Origin of the sequence: Ensifer sp. Root1252, from assembly GCF_001425885.1 — a bacterium.
Taxonomy (GTDB): domain Bacteria; phylum Pseudomonadota; class Alphaproteobacteria; order Rhizobiales; family Rhizobiaceae; genus Ensifer; species Ensifer canadensis.
In genome coordinates this window covers 691,703-710,192 of sequence record NZ_LMDT01000023.1, presented here as the reverse complement: position 1 = coordinate 710,192, position 18,490 = coordinate 691,703, and the positions used below count along the sequence as shown (strand labels likewise).

Sequence of the window (18,490 nt, the reverse complement as noted above, 5' to 3'; positions counted from 1 at the left end):
GTGGAGGAATGATGAAGAGGATCAAGGACCGGATCGCCGCGGCGACCGTTGCGGGCCTGCTGGCCGGATTTGCGCTGCCCCAGACGGCCGGCGCTGAAACGCTCAAGTTCGTCTCCTGGCAGAAAGACGAACGGGGTATCGGGGACTGGTGGGGCACGGTCATCAAGGAATGGGAGGCGAAGCATCCGGGTGACACCATCGAATGGACGAAGGTGGAGCGAAATGCCTATGCCGATACGATGACAACCCTGTTTGCCGGCGGAACGCCGCCGGACATCGTCCATCTCGCCTCGTTCGAGTTCCAGACCTTCGCGAACAACGGCTGGCTGGAGGATCTCGGCCCCTGGATCGAGAAGGCCGGACTCGATCTGAACGGCTGGAGCGGGCAGAACACCTGCCAGTTCCAGGGCACGACCGTCTGCGTCATGATGCTCTATTACGGCGTTATCTTCGGATACAACGAAGACATGCTCAAGCAAGCGGGCGTGGCGGTACCGAAGAACTACGAAGAGTTCCTCGCCGCTGCACGCGCCACCACCAAGGACCTCAACGGCGACGGTATTCTCGACCAGTTCGGAACCGGCCACGAGACGAGAGGCGGCAGCGGCCAGTACCTGGCGGAAATGGCGAGCTACCTCTTCGATACTGGCGCACGTTTCACTGATGCCGAAGGCAACGTCACGATCGACACGCCCGAGATGGTCGAAGGCCTCAAGCGCTGGAAGACGGTCGTGACGGAAAACCTGACACCGCGCGACCTTTCCGCCGGCGAGGTGCGCAAACTCTTCGCGGACGGCAAGATAGCCCTCAAGATCGACGGCCCCTGGATCTATCAGATCATGCAGGACGGGACAGCGAAGGATAAACTGAAGCTCGCCAGTGTGCCCTTCGATCCGCCTCTCGGCGGCTCCTCGAACGTCCTGGCGATGCCGAGCGAAATCCCGGACGAGAAGAAGCAGCTGGTCTGGGACTTCATAGCCATAGCGACGTCGCACAAATTCCAGGGGAGTTTCGCGACGATGGCCGCCTCGACGCCGCCGGATCCGAATGCTGATCTGACAGAGGCGAAAGCCAAGCTGCCACACTTCGAACTCATGCTTGAATCGCAGCGGGCGGCTGCCAAGAACCGGATCGATCGCATTCCTGTGGGCCTCGAGGTCCAGTTCAACGAGTTTTCGAAGATGGTCCAGGAAGAGGCGCAGCGGATGATCATCGAGGATCTCGATCCGGCTGTCGTTGCGAAGACGATGCAGGAAAAGGCCGAAGCGCTCAACTAGCGCGAGCCTCTCGCCCTAGAGACACACGAACGTCCAGGCGCCCGACGGCGCTTGGCGCTCCCAACCTGAAAGCAACGCCATGAGCCTACGCTTCTTAGACCTGGCAAGGCCCAGCCGTCAGCATTATCTCGGCTATCTGCTACTGCTGCCGGCCGTCGCACTGGTCGCGCTGATTATCATCTATCCCCTGTTCGTCTCCCTGGATCTGTCGTTTCAGAAGGTCGGGATGGCGACGCTCAGCGCGCCGCGAAAGCCGTTTACTCTTCAGAACTACGAGAAGCTGTTCACATCGCCGGAGTTCTGGACAGCCTGCTGGGTGACGATCAAGCTCGTTGTCGTGGTGACGGTCGCCTGCTTTGCCGTGGGGCTTGCAACAGCCCTTCTGGTCAACAATCGCTTCAGGGGACGCAGCCTTGCGAGGCTCTTCGTCGCCTTGCCTTGGGCGGTTCCCGAGGTCATCGCGGTCGTCATCTTTTCCTGGATCTTCGATTCCTCCTTCGGTCTGATGAACTGGCTCCTCATCAAGCTCGGCCTGACCAGCGGCATGATCAACTGGTTCTCTGATCCGACAGCAGCCTTCTGGGTCGTCGCCGTCACGATGATCTGGAAGGGCTATCCGTTCGTCTCGATCATGACGCTCGCCGGTCTTCAGTCTATACCGGACGACTTCTACAATGCCGCGAAGGTCGACGGAGCCAACGCCTTCCAGCGCTTCCGCTACATCACCGTCCCCGTGCTCATGCCGGTACTGGGCGTGACGCTTGTGCTGGTCGTGCTGTGGGTGTTTCGCGATTTCTCCATCATCAAGGTGCTCACGGATGGCGGACCCCTGAAGTCCACGACGACGCTGTCGATCATGACGTACGACCAGGCCTTCGGCTTCTTCAACATGGGTTACGCATCGGCCATCGGCATCGTGACGCTCATCCTTTGCGTAGTGGTCAGCCTATTGATGCTCGGCCGCAAATCGCAAGCAATGTACTAGGGGGCCATCATGAAACGCACAGGGCTACAATCCCTTGCTCTCTATGCCGGTGTAATCGCCGTCTGTGGGATTCTGCTTTTTCCGATCTACTGGCTCTTCGTCACCGCCTTGTCGACGCTTTCCGAAATTCGGTCGTTGCCCCCGTCTTTCTGGCCGGCCGAGCCGCAGTGGAGCACGTTCGCCAAGGTGGCCTCCGAGCGACCGATCCTCTTGTGGCTGATGAACTCGACGCTGGCGGCCGCCGGCTCCGTAGCGCTATCGATGATCGTCTCGGTCTTTGCTGGCTACAGTCTTTCGCGCTTCAGCGTGAAGGGCAGCCGGCCCCTCGGCTTGTTCATCCTCACGGCGAAGATGCTGCCTGCAACGCTTCTTGTGATACCGCTGTTCGGGATATTCCGGTCGATGGGGCTGATCGGCAGCCTTTGGTCGCTGGTTCTGGCACATTCGACGCTCATCATCCCCTTCACCACATGGATGCTGAAAGGCTATTTCGACACCATTCCGCGCGAACTTGAGCAGGCCGCCATGGTCGACGGCTGCTCGCCGCTCGGTGCGTTGTTCCGGGTCGTGCTTCCCGTGGCAACACCGGGCCTGGCGGCGACGGCACTCTATGCCTTCGTTCTTTCCTGGGCGGATTACGCCTACGCGCGGACGTTCCTGACCAACGCTCAGGGCAACTGGACGGCCAATCTCGGCATCACCACGATGAAGGGCGAATACGTCACGGATTGGAACGAAATCTCGGCCGCCGCCGTGTTTGTGGCCCTGCCCATCGTCGTCATCTACCTATTCCTCGAACGTTACTTAGTCGGTGGGCTCACCGCCGGCGCGGAGAAGTGAAATGGCTGGAATAAGCATTCAAGGCGTGCACAAGAGCTACGGCGCGCTCAACGTATTGAAAGAATTCTCGCTCGAGATCACGGACGGCGAATTCGTTGTGTTGGTCGGCCCGTCCGGCTGCGGCAAGTCGACTATGCTCAAGATTCTCGCGGGGCTCGAGGCTGCAAGCGGAGGCAAGATCCTGATCGGCGACAGGGATGTCACCGATCTCGCACCGGGCGACCGCGATATCGCCATGGTCTTCCAGAACTACGCGCTCTATCCGCATCTGACCGTCGGACAGAACATCGGCTTCGGCCTCAAGATGCGCGGCATGGCAAAGACCGAGATCGACAAGCGCGTGCAGGCGGCAGCCCGAATTCTGGCGGTCGACCATCTGCTTGATCGCCGGCCGAAAGCCCTGTCGGGCGGCCAGCGGCAGCGTGTGGCGCTCGGGCGCGCCATTGTGCGCGAACCCCGCGCCTTTCTGATGGATGAACCGCTGTCGAACCTCGATGCCAAGCTGCGTGTTCACACCCGCGCCGAAATCAGCGCGCTCCACAAGCGCATTGGGGTCACCACCGTCTACGTCACTCATGACCAGATCGAAGCGATGACGATGGCGGATCGGGTGGTCATCATGCGCGACGGCCTCGTCCAGCAGATCGCCGATCCGGATACGCTGTTTCAGAAGCCGATAAATCTCTTCGTTGCCAGTTTCATCGGCTCCCCGGGCATGAATTTCCTTCGAACTCGCATCACGGGCGGACACATCGAGCTGTTCGGCCAGACCTTCGCCGCTCGGCCGGGGGTCGCTGACGGGGAGGTGATTGTCGGCATTCGTCCCGAGCACCTCTCGCTGGGGCAGGGCGGCGTCACCTTCCAGGTGAAGCCGGTGCTCGTCGAAAGCCTGGGATCCGAAAAATACGTCTACTTCGAACCAGGCCAGTACGCCTTCCACCAGGGCCGTGAGGACGAGCGCGGCAAGGGGTTGATCGCCCGCGTTCCCTATTCCGGCACGATCCGGGAGGGCGAAGAGCTCTCGCTGTCTTTCGACCCCTCTCACATCCACCTCTTTGACTCACAAACTGAAAAGGCAATCGACAGATGAAAGTGCTTGTAACTGGCTCGGCGGGCAGAGTCGGATCGTTCGTCATACGGGATTTGCTGGCCGCCGGCCATCGCGTCAGGGGGTTCGATCTGCGACCCGCCGGCATCGAGCAGGACGGCTTTGACGAAGTGGTCGGAGCCTTCGACGACGAAGAAGCGGCGCGCCGCGCTTGCTCGGACATGGACGCCGTATTGCACCTCGGTGCCTTCATGTCGTGGTTGCCGGATGACCGGGAGAAGCTGTTCCGCGCCAACGTGGAGGGCACGCGGGTTGTGCTGGAAGCAGCAGTGGCTGAAAAGGTCGGCCGGTTCGTTTTCGCGAGTTCCGGCGAGGTTTATCCGGAAAACAAGCCGGAGTTCCAGCCGATAACCGAGGCGAATGGCACAAACCCGTTGTCGCCCTACGGGCTGACCAAGCTGCTCGGCGAGGAACTGGTGCGGTTTCAGGGTCGTGTCTCGTCCATGGAAACCGTGATCCTGCGTTTCTCGCACACGCAGAACGCCTCCGAACTCCTGGATGCGACGAGTTTCTTTTCAGGCCCGCGCTTCTTCCTGCAGCCGAAGATCCGCCAGCAGGAAGGTTTCGGCAACAGGGCGGCGGTCGAGGTGCTGCGGGCAGCGGACCCCGGCCGCCCCGCATTGATCCTGTCTCGGAACGAAAACGGGCGCCCCTTCCGCATGCACATCACGGACACGCGCGACATGGCCCAGGGCGTTCTACTAGCGTTGACGCATGAAAAGGCGCCGGGCGGCACGTTCAACCTCGGCTCCAGCGATCCCGTTGACTTTGCTGACGTTCTACCGGTAATGGCGCAAAGGACCGGTTTGGCACTCGTCACCGTGGACCTGCCCGGCCCCGGTGTGTGGTATCACACCTCCAACCAGCATATATGCGACACGCTTGGCTTCGCGCCGCAATGGCCGATCATGCGGATGCTAGATGAGGCGGTAGAAGCATGGAAGAAAATGCCAGCGTAGGCCTGGAGGATCGCGGGGCACCGGCGGGCGCTGCAGCGCTCGCCAAGGGCCTCGCCCTGCTCGACCTCATCGCGGAAGCCACGAAGCCGCTTCGGTTTGCCGATCTGCAAAGGCAGAGCGGCGTCCCGAAGCCGACCCTGGCGCGTATGCTCAAAACCCTGATGGTCTATCGCCTGGTTCGCCAGGATGATGAAAGCGGTGCCTATCTGCTGGGCAACCGCTTTCTCGAACTATCCCATCGCGTCTGGGACAAGTTCGACCTGTTGAGCGCCGCTCTGCCTGAGCTCCAACGGCTGTCCATCGATCTGGGAGAAACCGTCGCGCTATGCCGTCTCGATGGTTCGCGCGTCGTCTATCTGGAGGAGCGGTCGAGCGGCGGACTTGGCGTCCTGATCGAAGTCGGGCGCAGGGTTGCGATCCATTGCTCGGCGGCGGGCAAGGCACTCCTGGCGTTCCAGGAGCCGACGTTTGCACGCAGCCTGATGGCGCAGCTGTCCTACGACCGCTTCACCCCGAAAACGATAACCGATGCGCAGTCGCTCGAGGCGGATCTGGTGCTGACGCGGGCACGGGGATATGCCGTCTCTTACGAGGAGCATCTGGTCGGTGTGAATTCCGTTGCTGCGCCGATTGCCGGGCGGGACGGCGTACCCATCGGTGCTCTCGTCGTCCTCGCCCCGGCCTCGCGCCTCGACAGTTCCGGAATTCACCCGGTGGGCCGGGAGCTCATCGCCTCCGCCCGCCGCATCACCGGAACGGCCGGAACTGTCGCGATCAGTTCGGGCCCGCGGCCGCGAGAGCGGACGTCCACATCCAGTTTTGTGCACTGCGTGCTGCCGTGGGGCGCTCAGCTGGGCGAGGCACCCGTCTGGATCGAGCGGGAAAAGCGGCTGTACTGGGTCGATATTCTTCATCCCGCCGTCCACCGCTTCGACCCGGTGACCGGCAAGAACGAGACCTGCAACGTTTCCAAACTTGTCAGCGCCGTGCTGCCTGCTATCGATGGAAGGCTCGTCGTTGCATCCCAGGACGGAGTGGAGTTTCTGGATTTCGACCGCGGCACCTTCACCCTCTTTGCCGAACCCGAGCCCGGCATGCCGGAAAACCGCCTGAACGACGCAAAGACCGACGCGCGCGGGCGGCTTTGGGTCGGCTCCATGCGCCTCGATGTCAGCCGGCCGACCGGGAACCTCTACCGGATTTCCGGCAGCGGAGAGGTTCACCGGGCCGCGGCCGGATTGACAGTCGCAAACGGGCTTGCATGGAGCTCCGACGGCCGGATCTTCTACTTCGTCGATACAGTGCCGGGCATCATCTACGCGTATGAATTCGACATTGGGGAAGGCCTCATCGGCAATCGCCGGGTGTTCGCCCGAATCCCGGAATCCGAAGGCCGGCCCGATGGCCTGACGGTCGACGCTGAGGGCGGCGTCTGGTGCGCGATTTGGGACGGATGGCGCGTGGTGCGCTACCATCCCGACGGCAAGATCGATCGTGTCGTGGACCTGCCAGTGCCGCGTCCGACGAGTGTCGCCTTCGGCGGCGACGATCTAGCAACCCTTTTCATAACGAGCGCCCGCACGCGTCTGCCCGCTTCGACGCTCACCGAAGCACCGCTATCGGGGGGCATTTTCGCATGTACGCCTGGAGTGCGTGGCTTACCCGCAAACCTCTTTGGTGGATGAAAGGACTTTGATGACATACCAGGACATGTTCTCGATGAAGGGGCGGACGGCACTCGTCACCGGTTCCAGCCGCGGCATCGGTGCGGCAATCGCAAAAGGGTTTGCCGCCTATGGCGCCCGCGTCGTTGTCCATGGACAAACGGAAGGTGCAGCAGCCGACGTCGAGCGTTCCATTCGGGAGGCCGGGGGACAAGCCGTCTCCGTTTACTGTGATCTGTCTAGCAAACGGGCTGGACGCATGCTCATCGAGCGCGCCGAGGCTGCGGCTGGTCCCCTCGACATTTTGGTGATCAACGCGTCCGCACAGATCAATGGCACCTTTGAGGATGTCAAACCCGAGGACCTTGATCTGCAGATCGATGTAAATTTGCGGTCGACCGTCGACATGCTGCAAGCGGTGCTTCCGTCAATGGCGGAACGCGGCTGGGGTCGCGTCATCAACGTCGGTAGCATCAATCAGATACGGCCAAAGGCGATCGTCTCGATCTACGCCGCCACGAAGGCGGCTCAACACAATCTCGTCCAGAGCCTGGCGCGAGACTACGCCGGCAGGGGTGTGCTTCTCAACACACTGGCCCCGGGCTTGATCGATACCGACAGGAATGCGGACAGACGTGACTCGGATCCTGAAGCGTGGGCGGACTACGTCCGCAAGCTGAACTGGATGGGTCGGGCAGGGCGACCTGACGAAATGGTTGGTGCGGCGCTATTTCTGGCGTCTGAGGCGAGCAGTTTTGTAACCGGCGAGACACTCATTCTTTCCGGTGGATATTGAGTTAAAGCGCCCTACGGCTAGGGTGACGTCGAGGCCCTAGACCGCCAGTTTGGGGCCGAGCGACCAAAGCAGACGATAGGGGCAGACTCCTTATCCAGCCGCCATCGAGAATGACTAGCCCAGCCAGTTCCATGCGCCATGTTCTGACCAGCCGTTGCATCATTCTGAGGTTCTTTTGCTTGAAGCGAGCTGGATCAATCTCTGCCAGGCGTTGCTGGCCTCTGCAGGAGTCCACTGCGGCGCTTTTCTATAGCTGTCGCCACGGATCGTGATGACATGGCTGTGACGAGCATTGGCACCCATTTCATAGCGCCGGACACGAGCTGGAAGAGCAGATGGGTTGTATTGAGTTTCAACGGAAGATAGCCAAGCTCGTCGATGATGAGCAGCTTGGGAATTGAGATTGCCAGCCGAGCCGACATTCGCCGACTGACGGCGCTTGTGAAAAAAAAGCGAGGGGCAAAGGCCCCTCGCTGCCAGGATAGAGTTCTGCCGGTCTGTTTACCAGCAGACTGTCCCGCTTAACGCGCGGTTGACACGACGCCGCCGCTTTCAGTGCCGCCGCCGCTTTCGCTGCCGCCGCCGCTTTCAGTGCCGCCGCCGCTTTCGCTGCCGCCGCCGCTTTCGCTGCCGCCGCCGCTTTCGCTGCCGCCGCCGCTTTCGCTGCCGCCGCCGCTTTCNTTCAGTGCCGCCGCCGCTTTCGCTGCCGCCGCCGCTTTCGCTGCCGCCGCCGCTTTCGCTGCCGCCGCCGCTTTCGCTGCCGCCGCCGCTTTCGCTGCCGCCGCCGCTTTCACTGCCGCCGCCGCTTTCGCTGCCGCCGCCGCTTTCAGTGCCGCCGCCGCTTTCGCTGCCGCCGCCGCTTTCAGTGCCGCCGCCGCTTTCACTGCCACCGCCGCTTTCACTGCCGCCGCCACCTTCACTGCCGCCGCTGCCGCCGTCTCCACCGCCGCTGCTGCCGTTGTCTCCACCGCCGCCGCTACCGCTGTCTCCACCACCGCCGCTGCCGCTATCAGCGCCCGTTCCGCTCGCACCGTCGCTTTTGCCGCCAATTTCGCCGGCTCCGCCGATTTTGCCGCCGTCAGCGAATGCTGGCGCCGTGTAACCCGCCGCAACGATGGCGCAGATAGCAACTGTTTGAAGATACTTTTTCATGCTGGTCTCCCAATGTTGATTCAAGTATTTGCCCAGCCGCCGAGCAATAACTCACTCCTCAACAACGAGGCTAGGCATGTCCTTCCGTGACCTCCACTAAGCATAGGTTGCGTGCACCGCATCCAGAGCCGGAGTTTTGCTGAGGCCGTAACAGAACAAATATCCCGGGACGAAGATAACCCCCTCCGGTGCCACGTTTTTTTCGGGGTCGTCGGAGCCGTCAATTAATCGCTTCGGAAAGCCAATGTTTTTTTCACATTTACTAATAAAATTGCGGGTGACATGACCAAAGCTGCACATTTGAAGCCGATTTCGAACCATAGCGTGTGCAAATAACCCCACCGACGGCGCTGATCCCTGCGAAGCTACAGCATCACCTGAGTGCGTTTCTCGCTTGGCGAAATCATGCGCGGCATTCCCCTGAAACAGGAATCGGATCCAAAAACTGTCGCGCACCTCACCGAATGGTTGTGCGGGCTGCGCCACGACTATGGCGACCGGATGCGTTGAGGGAGGGCACGGCATCGACACGCCATTGGAGCGACAAGGAACTGCAGGCAGCCGGGTGCTCCCGATCGGGTCAATTATCTTCCGGTAATTCATTGGATGCTCCCGTACGGGGCATGGCCAAAACCGGGCCAACGGAAAAGTACCGCCATGGGCCGGGGATTCCGGGCAGGTCGAGCTCCCCGCGTGGATCAAAGGAGAGGTTTGTACCGATGGCGAGATCGCGCACGGTGCGGGAGGCGATGATATCGCCCGGTCTCGCGCAGCCCGCAAGTCCCGCTGCAAGCTGCAGGACCGGGCCGGCATGGCCGTGGTGTCTTCCGCACTCGCCGATGTGGATGGCTGCTTGCACATTCAGGCCGATTTGATTCAGGCGGCTCCGAAGATCGAATGCACAGGCGATCGCCTGGCTGGGTTGCCGGAACACGGCGACAAGCCCGAAATCGTGGAGGTCGATCGCCTCACCGTCGGCAGCATGGGCTGCTGGCCCGGGACACGGCAATGGTCTTCTGTAAGGCTCGGCTGGTGGAGAAGGGTATTCCACCTGAGCAGACATCGTAGTAAGTTGGACTTGGCAATGCGATTATGGCCTCTATTACGGGGGCCGTTTTTTTGACGGGTGCAGCCGCCCCACAGTTAAGCGCGTCGTGCTCGCGAAGCGAGCTGCTATCTGTGAGAAAAGTTTATTCCAGGCGGCCGACAGATGGAGGGAACGACCGCCTGGTCGTCTAGGGGCGCGTAGAGGAACTCTCGACTAGTGCCCACGATTAGATTTTCCCACTGCTCCGAGCTCGGCGACCTTTCGATCGAGGTCGATTTTGTATGGTCCGAATTTCTCACACAGTTCACGTGCGACAAGGGGCATAAGCCGGTGCGCGCGGATGAACTCTTCCAGGTCGTACCGCTGATTCCAGCCGTGAACCACCTTGCTATACTGTTGTCTGGTGTCTTCGTGTTGCATGGCCGTATTCTCGACGTTGGCTGTTTCGCAGCGTGACCGGGCTGGCTTAATCAGCAAAAATCGCCTCTCGTGAAAAAAGTTCCAGAGATTCGTGATGTCACTGTGCGTCCTCGGCTATCGGCTTCAATGCATGGTGGCCGCACGCGGCGATTCATTCCAAATCGAGCGACTGCTTCAGTTCGTCGATCTTCTTGGATGCTTCCGCCTTGGTCAGATCCTCAGCATAGGCCTCGGGCTGATGCGCCTGCTCCGACAGGGTCTTCAGATAGGACCGCTGCGCACCGGTCATCGGCTCGTCGCCGCTGACCCAATCGTCGGGGTCTTTCTGTGTGTTGGAAGAAGGATCGGTTTTCGGATTGACAGTCATAACACCCTCCTGAATTCGTTCTCTAAACGTTCCAGGGCGCGTGCGGGTTCCAACCATCTGTCGATTATAGCGCGACGATCAGGATGAGACGGCGGCGACAATCTGGATGAGATTCTTATGTCGCGGTCGGGATGACCGTATCATGCTGATTGTCGCTGGCAAGAGTCTCATCGTGTTCTGATTGTCGCTCCGCGACAATCTGGGAAGCACTTTTGATTGTCGCGAAGGCGGCAGGTCTGCCGCGCTGGCGTTTGGCTTCCATGGCGGAACGTCGCCGATAACTTTCGACGTTCATTTCGAAGATCGTTGCGTGATGAACAAGTCGATCCACCGCGGCAAGCGTCATGGCCGGGTCCGGAAAGACGCGGTTCCATTCTCCAAAGGGCTGATTGGCGGTGATCATGATGGAACGCCGCTCATATCTTGCGGAGATGAGTTCGAAGAGCACGCTGGTTTCGGCCTGGTCCTTGGTGACGTAGGCCAGATCATCGAGGATGAGCAGATCGAACTTGTCGAGCTTTGCGATGGCGGATTCGAGTTGGAGTTCACGCCGTGCGACCTGAAGCTTCTGGACGAGATCGGTCGTGCGCGTGAACAGCACCCGCCAACCGTTCTCGATCAGCGCGAGGCCGATGGCCGCGGCGAGATGGCTCTTTCCGCCGCCCGGCGGACCGAACATGAGGATATTGGCACCTTTGGCGAGCCAACTATCGCCGGCGGCAATCGCCATCACCTGGGCCTTGGAGACCATGGGCACGGCGTCGAAGGCGAAGCTGTCGAGTGTCTTTCCAGGCGGCAGATGCGCCTCGGCGAGGTGGCGTTCGATCCTGCGATGCGCTCGCTCGGCCAACTCATGTTCGGCGATGGCCGACAGGAAGCGGGCGGCTGGCCATCCCTCCCGATCGGCCTGCTCGGCAAATTGCGACCAGAGCGTCTTGATCGTCGGCAGCCTCAGCTCATTGAGCATGATGCCGAGGCGGGCTTCGTCGATGGTGTTGTGGACGTTCTTCATGCGGCCTCTCCCGCATAGGCAGACCCCATCAGGGCTTCATAGCTATTGAGCGATGCGAGCTGCACATGAACGGTCGGCAACTGATCCGGGTCTGGGCCGAAGATCGCTCTCAAGGCCACCAGGTCGGGCAGTTTGCGGGCGTCGAGCGTTCTGGCAAGCTCCTCGGCCAGTTCACGCTCGCAACCGCGATCATGAGCCAGGGCCAGTAATTCGACGGTGATCTTGCAAGCCTGCCGGTCAGGCAGTTGCTCGATAAGAGTGTCGAAAGCCCTTCGATATTCCGGCCGGGGGAAGAGCTTGTCGCGATAGACCAGGTTGAGAAGCGCCATGGGCTTTTTGCGCAGAGAGTGGATGACGTGGTGATAGTTGACGACCTGATCGTGCTTGCCACTCGCATGGGCGCGACCTCGTGGCAGCGTCAGTAGATGCGTGCCGCCGATGAAGACGTCGAGGCGATCGTCAAACAAACGCACACGCAGCCGGTGGCCGATCAAGCGGGAGGGGACGGTGTAGAAGACCTTGCGCAAGGCGAAGCCGCCGGTGCGGGACACCGTGACGACCACCTCTTCGAAGTCGGACGTGCGGCGATCGGGAAGGACCTGCAGATGCGGGCGCTCGGTATCGATGCGCTTGCCATGTGCGGCATTACGGCGGCTGACGATCTCGTCGATGAAGGCGCGGTAGGAGCGGAGATCGTTGAAGTCTCGGGTGCCGCGCATCAGGAGTGCATCGCGAACCGCGTTCTTGAGATGGCCGTGAGAACTTTCGATTGAGCCGTTCTCGTGGGCGACGCCCTTGTTGTTGCGCGTCGGCGTCATCCGGTAATGAGAGCACAGGCCCTCATAGCGGTTTGTCAGATCGACCTTGGCATCGGCATCGAGGTTGCGGAAGGCGGCCGACAGGCTGTCGCTGCGGTGATAGAGCGGCGATCCGCCAATGGACCACAGGGCGTTCTGCAATCCCTCCGCCAAGGCGACGAAGCTTTCGCCGCCAAGGATGACATGGGCGTGCTCGAAGCCCGACCAGACCAGCCGGAAGTGATAGAGCAGATGGTCGAGCGGTTGGCCGGCGATCGTCACGCTGAGGCTGCCCATGTCGGTAAAATCCGACAGCCCCAACCGGCCGGGCTCGTGCGTCTGGCGGAAGATCACCTCCTGTGCCTCACCGTGAACGGCTCGCCATGACCGGATTCGCCGCTCAAGTGTGCGGCGAATGCCTTCGGGAAGTTCCGGATGACGCCGCAGCATCTCGTCGTAAACGGCGACCGCACGAATGCCGGGAGCGGCCTTGAGGAGCGGAACGACCTCCGCATCAAAGATATGCTCAAGCGGATCGGGACGACGCCGACCGCGGGGCGGCTTGTTCTGCGACGGAAGGCGCTGCTCTTTCTCCATACGGAATGCCGTCGCCCGGCTGATCGACGCCTTCGCGGCGGCGACCTCAACAGAATGCGTTTGTCGATACTTCATGAATAATCTCATCTGATGATCGGTTACATGGCGACCCGGCACAAAGGTGGTTCTCCATTCCAGAAAACCACCACCGTAGCGGGCCGACCGCGATCATGAGACGCCGAAAAATTGCGCCGCGGCGGGGGTGTAACTCCGGTCGGGCTACGCCCTCCCTTCGTCACACCCCCGCCGCCGAGTCTCATCCTGATTGACGCTGAATCTCACCTTGATTGCCGCCGCGCAGTCGATCGTCGCCTGTATCGTCGGCCCTTCATTAGAAGTGAGCGCCGCACCCGGTAGAGAGCCCGTTCAGAGTATACCGGCGACCATTAGATGATCCGCACGCGGCGACCAGGTCCTGGGCTCCTCTCTCAGCCAAACGGTTCACGATCTGCAAGCGTGAACGATTTAGGCTGCCCGCCGTCCGGTATGGCAGTCGGAGATCGAAAGCCGGATCTCGACGGAAGTTGTCGTCCGCTCGCCACATCGATTTGCAGAATCGATCGCAGCGTTTCCGCCTGGCGAGAGAAAGCGCATCGCCGGGGCCCTCGTAAGCATGCGCCCTGCATCGTCTCAATGATGATCCAGCGGCCGCCAGAGACGGGTATCATCGATACGCAGGTTTGCTGGTCAGGTCGGGCAGGTGAAGGCAGGCCGGATCCCGGCGTTGGCCGTCGCGATGCTGATCCTCCGAGACGAGGCTTTTTAACCGGTCAAACCGCGCGCGAACGGGCTCTGTCAGCTGCGCTGCCKGCGCCTGGTACGCTCATTCTYGCTGGCGCTCGAAGCCGACTACCTTCATCGGCACGCGCGGCGACTAAGACATTTTCCGCGGGCGAGCAGCCGCTGCTGCTCGATGCCGCTCGCCCTGATTTAACCCGGCGGATTGTCCCGATTGAACAGAGCAGCGCGGGATCATGTCAGCCTTCGAAAGTGGGATGGATCGGACAACCGCAGGTGCCGCTGCCTTTCGGGCTTCATCGCGCTTTCTCAAGCTTTCAATTTTTTGCTCGGCCGCCAGCCCGTCTGTGTCCGATACTAGGCCTATCGCTGTGCCGTTTATATCGTGGCGGACGGAGCCTAGCTGCGCGATCGCTAGATGGTATCTCTTTGAGTGGAGAAAGGTTCCGGTCGCGCGGCGCAGGGTCGAGACGCTAAGGCCAGGCCGCAGAAGGGGTCTGATTTCAGGCCAGAGTCCGAGCCCGAAGGGTCGGATTGGATCGCCGGGCTTCATGGGAAGAATGGCAATCGGCTGTGTGAGTAGCGCATTGATTGCCTGCGCTTTCAACACATCCGTGTCCCGTGCAGCAACTGGGCCAAGTTTGTCTCTCGACGATTTGCTCATGGAAGGTTTCTCATGCGTTATTTCAAATACCGTTGGCCTGTAGCAACTCATGCCTGATCAAAGGCGCCTCTGAATCCCGGATCGTGCATTTTCGTCTCAGTTAGGCTGAGGGAATACCGCGTATGGCGACGTTCGCCGGTTCGCACAAGTGCGCCTTTTTCCACCAAGTCGTGAAGATCACGAGTGGCAGTCGCTCGCGAGGTTTGTGTGATCGCGATGTAGTTCTCGGCGCTCAGCCCGCCTCTAAATCCCGAAGGGCCTTCACGGAACATGCGGGCGACCGCCTTTTCCTGCCGCTCGTTGAACTGCCCGCGAAACCGATCATAGAATTGCGCCTTGTCGAGGTAAAAGTCGATCCGACGCAATGTCGTCTGTTGCGCTTCCAGGATGGTCTGCGCGAAGTAGATCAGCCATTCGGTGATATCCAACGTGCGCTGGTTTTTCTCCAACTGGCTGTAGTATTCCTTCGGGCAAGCTCAATCGTGAAGGCGAGTGCAATGAGACTTGGTTGTCCAATATTCTGTGCAAGTGATTTTTCGGAAATCGCTCGACCGAGCCTACCGTTGCCATCTTCGAAAGGATGGATGCTCTCGAAATAAATATGGCCGATACCAGCACGTGTCAAAGCGGGGAGGGGGGCTTCACCGTGAGTTGCGGATTTGTTGAACCAATCCACGTAGGCGGCCATCTCGTCCGGTATTCGTACTGACGGTGGCGCTTCAAAGTGGATGATAGGTTTATCGTGGCGACCAGATACGATCTGCATGGCATCTTCGTGTATTCGGTATGTACCAATCGTTCCCATATGACGGTTTCCCGTCATCAACATTCTATGCCACCGAAAGAGCGTTTCATGGTCCAGAGGCCGCGACCAAGTGCCATAGACGTCGGCCATCATTTCTGCGATCCCGCGTTCCTGCGGCTTGATCGGCCGGCTGTCTGCTTCTAGACCGAACTGTCGGCGCAAAGAGGATTGGACGCTCAAACGATCGAGCATTTCTCCCTCGATTTGCGATGTCTTCACCGCCTCTTCGCTGATCAACTCTATGCGTAGTTGATCGCGTTCATTGTCGCTGACGTGGCGGATTGCGCCGATGACCTCACCAGATGACAAAAGGAATTGCCGTTCAAGCGGCTCAAGCCGGGAAGCGTCAAAACTGAATTCGGGCCAGCCTTGCTGCGTCCAGTTCCATTTCATGAGCTATAGACTTCCTTTTCTATACCTCATTTTTGCCGGAAATCATGAGCGATAGCAACCGCGCCTATAGCCCCAAGGCCGATTCCATCTCTCTGCCTTGGGTGGCAGGGAGGAGGGGCGTTAAAGGGACGGTCCTCAAATCAGCGCGATCGCCCATTTTGAGAGGCGGTTGATATCGGACCGAACGGAGGATGGCATTGCCGAGGCGGGCCCGCGCTGTATGAGCGGGTCGAGGGTCTGGGCAGTAACGTTTCTGGCGAGACCTGTGATCTCCACGAGTTGCGCAAGCGTGGTCGGCGATCCGGTGGCATGCAGCTTTTCGACCACAATCACGGTCATGGGGCAACCTGTTTGAGGCGATCGTGGTGAGCAGGGCAGGTTCAAGCTCCATCGAACGCTCCCTTGAATTCTGGGTCAGCGAAGGCGAAACCCGACCTCGAGCGGGCCATGGCAACGGTGCGTTCCGTAGGCTGCAATGTCTATGTCGATCCGGAGGGTGTCGCCTTTAAGGTCAAGGTCGCCTTAGTGGACAAGGGTATAGACGGTGAGGCTTTGGCGAGGTCGGTCGCTGAACGCCCGAAACGTTCGCGGAGCTGCGCGGCAAGGCTGGCTGTTCGGCGACAACAAGGAGCGCAAGGTCGCCCGCCATTACGCCAGGGCGCTCAGCCATCACGTCGCATCGGCCGGCCGTAGGTGGTGCCGGCGACTTGAAGCAGAGCGTCAGTCGGAGAGTTGGACGCGCGAGAAGCAGGATGTGATCGTGGTTCCCGGGGCGCGTCGCCGTTGCGCGCGCGCTGACAGGGGAAACTTGTTTTGACCTTAGATCGGCTGTCCCCGGTGTTCCTGTCGAACACCAACCGCGAGGGTGCGGCTCGATTAGCGTCATGATCCGCTCGATAGACATCGGCCGAAGCAGACTCCTCCTTATCCGGCCGGTCGGGAACATCGGTCCGTTCGGCTGCCACTCAAGATCGCATAATCAATCGTGAGGGTACTAGCTTCGATTGTTGACGGTCCATTGCTGGATCATCCACTTGCGGCGGTGCTGGCGGAAAGGCTCAATCGGCGCAAGCGCGCCGTCACCGGCAGATGGGTGCTCTAATATCTCTGGCAACCTGCAATTTGTGTCATTGACCGAACCGATTGGTCGGCTGCCCACAAACACCTGCCCGCATCCCGAACACAGCTCCCTCGTACGGATTGTCGGCAAGGTGCGCGTCGGTCATCGTGAAGCGTGCTGAGGTAACGAACAGCGTTTCAAGTCCAGGCCCGCCAAAAGCACAGCTGGTTGGCCACGAACAGGGCAGATCGACAATGCGATCTATTATACCGCTCGGCGTGAAACGAGCCACGCAACCGCCACCGGCGACGCGACAATTCCAGATGAAACCTTCCGCATCGACGCAAGATCCGTCTGGAAGACCACGACTGAAGCCAGAAAGGATCGTCCGCCGGTCATGAAGAGACCAGGATTTGTTATCCAAGGCGTAACTGTAGATCGTGTTGTCTTCGGTGTCGGCCGTAATGAGCCGATCGTCTTCAGTCCATATCAGTGTGTTGGTGATGCCAAAGTGGTCATCCGAAACCGAGCATAGCTCTCCGCCCGCATAACGATACAGCCTTCCCGTCTTTGCCGTTATCGCCTGCGGCGTGCCATCGAGACCGATATTGTCCTGCATGGTGCCAACCCAGAATGCGCCATCTGGCCCGACAACGCCTTCGTTCAGGCGATTTCGCGGAAGCTCCGATTCAACCTCTGCTATGGCGCGGAGTTGGCCGCCGAAGTCCCATAGCGCAATTGACTTCCTCAATCCGACAATGGCGCCTCCGTCCTTACGAAGGCCAATTGAAGTCACGAGATCATGGAAGTTCCACTTTTCGTGCTTGCCCGAGTTCGGGCGTAAGCGATGGATCGATTTCCCGACGATGTCGACCCAGCATAGCGCATGTTCTCGTTCGTCCCATACGGCACTTTCTCCGACGACGTTTTTCGCGGCGAGAACAACGTCAACCTCAACTCCCATGGAATTCCCCTTTTGGTCTTCGAATTCAATCTTGACATACAGCTTATGCGTAAACTATGAATCGGATCAAGTAAACCTGTCCGACAGGTTTTGGCATTTCGGGAGGCGATGTATGAATCTGCGGCCAGTTGAAGATGAGCAACATATAGCCGGCAGCCTGGTCGGCACCGCGATCGGCGCGATCACCCAGCACATCCGGACAAATGAACTCGGCCCCGGCGATCGGCTGCCGAGTGAGGCAACCTTATCGAAGGAACTCAGCGTATCTCGATCGGTGGTCCGCGAGGCGTTCAGGTCGCTCGCCACGATGCGCTTGATTGATCTCAGTGCGGGTAAGCGCGCCACCGTGGCGCAGCTCGATCACGGAGCAATGTCCTTGATGATCGAGCACGGCGTACACACTGCCCAGATCAACATCAATCAGGTCTACGACGTGCGCCGAACCATAGAGACCCGTACAGCGACGCTCGCCGCACTGAGGCGGACGGACGCGGAAGCGCGCACCATTCTCGGACTTGCGAAGGCAATGGAGGACAATTTTGTAGACGCGGAGAAAGTAATGGAGAGCGACCTCGCGTTTCATCTCGAGATCGCCCGCGCTTCAAAGAATCCGATCTTCTCGATGATTGTCGGCGCCTTCCAGGGCGTGTCGCGGCAGACTTGGCCGATCGGTTGGCGTAGCCGCGCCTCGGACGCAGAGCGGCACGCAATGAACGCAATCCATATCGAGTTGGCGCAAGCGATTGCTGCGGGCGATCCGCAAGCAGCCAGTCAGCTCATGGCCCGGCATTTCGACGAGAGCGTCAAGGCGCTTCTTGCCGCCGGCATCGCATAGGAAGCAGCC

The 18,490-nt window shown here is 60.1% G+C and carries 15 protein-coding genes and 3 pseudogenes; 9 read left to right on the top strand and 9 right to left on the bottom strand.

Annotation, left to right across the window (positions count from 1 at the left end; all coding sequences use genetic code 11):
* Positions 1 to 11: 11 nt before the first annotated feature.
* The 7 genes from ASD02_RS24395 (at position 12) to ASD02_RS24365 (ending at position 7,629) form a co-directional block, all read left to right on the top strand.
* Positions 12 to 1,277, top strand: coding sequence for a sugar ABC transporter substrate-binding protein (locus tag ASD02_RS24395; protein WP_057207301.1), 1,266 nt, complete (start codon positions 12 to 14; stop codon positions 1,275 to 1,277).
* A gap of 79 nt (positions 1,278 to 1,356) precedes the next feature.
* Positions 1,357 to 2,262 carry a sugar ABC transporter permease gene (locus tag ASD02_RS24390; protein WP_025430908.1) on the top strand — a complete coding sequence of 302 codons (906 nt, stop codon included), beginning with the start codon at positions 1,357 to 1,359 and terminating at the stop codon, positions 2,260 to 2,262.
* Between the two features lie 9 nt (positions 2,263 to 2,271).
* Positions 2,272 to 3,102, top strand: coding sequence for a carbohydrate ABC transporter permease (locus ASD02_RS24385; RefSeq protein ID WP_057206679.1), 831 nt, complete (start codon positions 2,272 to 2,274; stop codon positions 3,100 to 3,102).
* A 1-nt stretch (position 3,103) separates the two neighbouring features.
* Entirely contained in the window at positions 3,104 to 4,192 is a 1,089-nt protein-coding gene (locus ASD02_RS24380; RefSeq protein ID WP_057221253.1) for an ABC transporter ATP-binding protein, read from the top strand.
* Complete coding sequence (locus ASD02_RS24375; protein WP_057221252.1) at positions 4,189 to 5,169, top strand: NAD(P)-dependent oxidoreductase; 981 nt, start codon at positions 4,189 to 4,191, stop codon at positions 5,167 to 5,169. Before ASD02_RS24380 ends, ASD02_RS24375 begins: the two co-directional genes overlap by 4 nt.
* Positions 5,148 to 6,854, top strand: coding sequence for an SMP-30/gluconolactonase/LRE family protein (locus ASD02_RS24370; protein WP_057206685.1), 1,707 nt, complete (start codon positions 5,148 to 5,150; stop codon positions 6,852 to 6,854). The genes ASD02_RS24375 and ASD02_RS24370 overlap by 22 nt, the downstream gene beginning before the upstream one ends.
* Positions 6,855 to 6,864: 10 nt before the next feature.
* Positions 6,865 to 7,629 carry an SDR family oxidoreductase gene (locus tag ASD02_RS24365; RefSeq protein WP_082523524.1) on the top strand — a complete coding sequence of 255 codons (765 nt, stop codon included), beginning with the start codon at positions 6,865 to 6,867 and terminating at the stop codon, positions 7,627 to 7,629.
* 194 nt (positions 7,630 to 7,823) lie between these two features.
* Here the strand turns inward: ASD02_RS24365 and ASD02_RS37370 are convergent.
* Together ASD02_RS37370 and ASD02_RS37365 are read right to left on the bottom strand one after the other, a co-directional pair.
* A pseudogene (locus tag ASD02_RS37370) lies at positions 7,824 to 8,042 on the bottom strand (ATP-binding protein); the annotation flags it as partial.
* 268 nt (positions 8,043 to 8,310) lie between these two features.
* Positions 8,311 to 8,781 (bottom strand): hypothetical protein (locus ASD02_RS37365; protein WP_210178851.1); only part of this gene is annotated, 471 nt, incomplete at its 3' end.
* Between the two features lie 390 nt (positions 8,782 to 9,171).
* On the opposite strand from ASD02_RS37365, the pseudogene ASD02_RS39930 reads away from it, so the two are divergent.
* A pseudogene (locus ASD02_RS39930) lies at positions 9,172 to 9,285 on the top strand (type II toxin-antitoxin system VapC family toxin); the annotation flags it as partial.
* A gap of 1,115 nt (positions 9,286 to 10,400) precedes the next feature.
* On the opposite strand, the gene ASD02_RS24345 reads toward ASD02_RS39930, so the two are convergent.
* The 7 genes and pseudogenes from ASD02_RS24345 to ASD02_RS24315 all read right to left on the bottom strand — a co-directional run bounded on the left by ASD02_RS24345 (position 10,401) and on the right by ASD02_RS24315 (position 17,646).
* Complete coding sequence (locus tag ASD02_RS24345; RefSeq protein WP_057206695.1) at positions 10,401 to 10,616, bottom strand: DUF3072 domain-containing protein; 216 nt, start codon at positions 10,614 to 10,616, stop codon at positions 10,401 to 10,403.
* Positions 10,617 to 10,731: 115 nt separating this feature from the next.
* The gene (gene istB / locus ASD02_RS24340; protein WP_057221249.1) at positions 10,732 to 11,628 is read right to left on the bottom strand and encodes an IS21-like element helper ATPase IstB; all 897 of its coding nucleotides are present in this window, start codon (positions 11,626 to 11,628) and stop codon (positions 10,732 to 10,734) included.
* On the bottom strand, positions 11,625 to 13,109 hold the full coding sequence (istA, locus tag ASD02_RS24335; protein WP_082555621.1) for an IS21 family transposase: 1,485 nt from the start codon (positions 13,107 to 13,109) through the stop codon (positions 11,625 to 11,627). The genes istB and istA overlap by 4 nt, the downstream gene beginning before the upstream one ends.
* Before the next feature lie 787 nt (positions 13,110 to 13,896).
* The gene (locus tag ASD02_RS24330; RefSeq protein ID WP_057206697.1) at positions 13,897 to 14,424 is read right to left on the bottom strand and encodes a ProQ/FINO family protein; all 528 of its coding nucleotides are present in this window, start codon (positions 14,422 to 14,424) and stop codon (positions 13,897 to 13,899) included.
* A gap of 47 nt (positions 14,425 to 14,471) precedes the next feature.
* A pseudogene (locus tag ASD02_RS24325) lies at positions 14,472 to 15,622 on the bottom strand (Fic family protein).
* 135 nt (positions 15,623 to 15,757) lie between these two features.
* Positions 15,758 to 15,961: a hypothetical protein gene (locus tag ASD02_RS24320; RefSeq protein WP_057206701.1), complete on the bottom strand. Its 204-nt coding sequence runs from the start codon at positions 15,959 to 15,961 to the stop codon at positions 15,758 to 15,760.
* Between the two features lie 788 nt (positions 15,962 to 16,749).
* Positions 16,750 to 17,646, bottom strand: coding sequence for an SMP-30/gluconolactonase/LRE family protein (locus tag ASD02_RS24315; protein ID WP_057221247.1), 897 nt, complete (start codon positions 17,644 to 17,646; stop codon positions 16,750 to 16,752).
* 112 nt (positions 17,647 to 17,758) lie between these two features.
* Between ASD02_RS24315 and ASD02_RS24310 the strand changes: the two genes are divergently transcribed.
* A complete protein-coding gene (locus ASD02_RS24310) occupies positions 17,759 to 18,481 on the top strand; it encodes a FadR/GntR family transcriptional regulator (RefSeq protein WP_025430665.1) in 723 nt (240 codons plus the stop codon).
* Positions 18,482 to 18,490: the final 9 nt, after the last annotated feature.

Excerpts from the sequence above, each read along its gene's own strand:
- ASD02_RS24395 (WP_057207301.1), top strand. The coding sequence starts at position 12 with ATGAAGAGGATCAAGGACCGGATCGCCGCGGCGACCGTTGCGGGCCTG.
- ASD02_RS24390 (WP_025430908.1), top strand. The coding sequence starts at position 1,357 with ATGAGCCTACGCTTCTTAGACCTGGCAAGGCCCAGCCGTCAGCATTAT.
- ASD02_RS24385 (WP_057206679.1), top strand. The coding sequence starts at position 2,272 with ATGAAACGCACAGGGCTACAATCCCTTGCTCTCTATGCCGGTGTAATC.
- ASD02_RS24380 (WP_057221253.1), top strand. The coding sequence starts at position 3,104 with ATGGCTGGAATAAGCATTCAAGGCGTGCACAAGAGCTACGGCGCGCTC.
- ASD02_RS24375 (WP_057221252.1), top strand. The coding sequence starts at position 4,189 with ATGAAAGTGCTTGTAACTGGCTCGGCGGGCAGAGTCGGATCGTTCGTC.
- ASD02_RS24370 (WP_057206685.1), top strand. The coding sequence starts at position 5,148 with ATGGAAGAAAATGCCAGCGTAGGCCTGGAGGATCGCGGGGCACCGGCG.
- ASD02_RS24365 (WP_082523524.1), top strand. The coding sequence starts at position 6,865 with ATGACATACCAGGACATGTTCTCGATGAAGGGGCGGACGGCACTCGTC.
- ASD02_RS24345 (WP_057206695.1), bottom strand. The coding sequence starts at position 10,616 with ATGACTGTCAATCCGAAAACCGATCCTTCTTCCAACACACAGAAAGAC.
- istB (WP_057221249.1), bottom strand. The coding sequence starts at position 11,628 with ATGAAGAACGTCCACAACACCATCGACGAAGCCCGCCTCGGCATCATG.
- istA (WP_082555621.1), bottom strand. The coding sequence starts at position 13,109 with ATGAGATTATTCATGAAGTATCGACAAACGCATTCTGTTGAGGTCGCC.
- ASD02_RS24330 (WP_057206697.1), bottom strand. The coding sequence starts at position 14,424 with ATGAGCAAATCGTCGAGAGACAAACTTGGCCCAGTTGCTGCACGGGAC.
- ASD02_RS24320 (WP_057206701.1), bottom strand. The coding sequence starts at position 15,961 with ATGACCGTGATTGTGGTCGAAAAGCTGCATGCCACCGGATCGCCGACC.
- ASD02_RS24315 (WP_057221247.1), bottom strand. The coding sequence starts at position 17,646 with ATGGGAGTTGAGGTTGACGTTGTTCTCGCCGCGAAAAACGTCGTCGGA.
- ASD02_RS24310 (WP_025430665.1), top strand. The coding sequence starts at position 17,759 with ATGAATCTGCGGCCAGTTGAAGATGAGCAACATATAGCCGGCAGCCTG.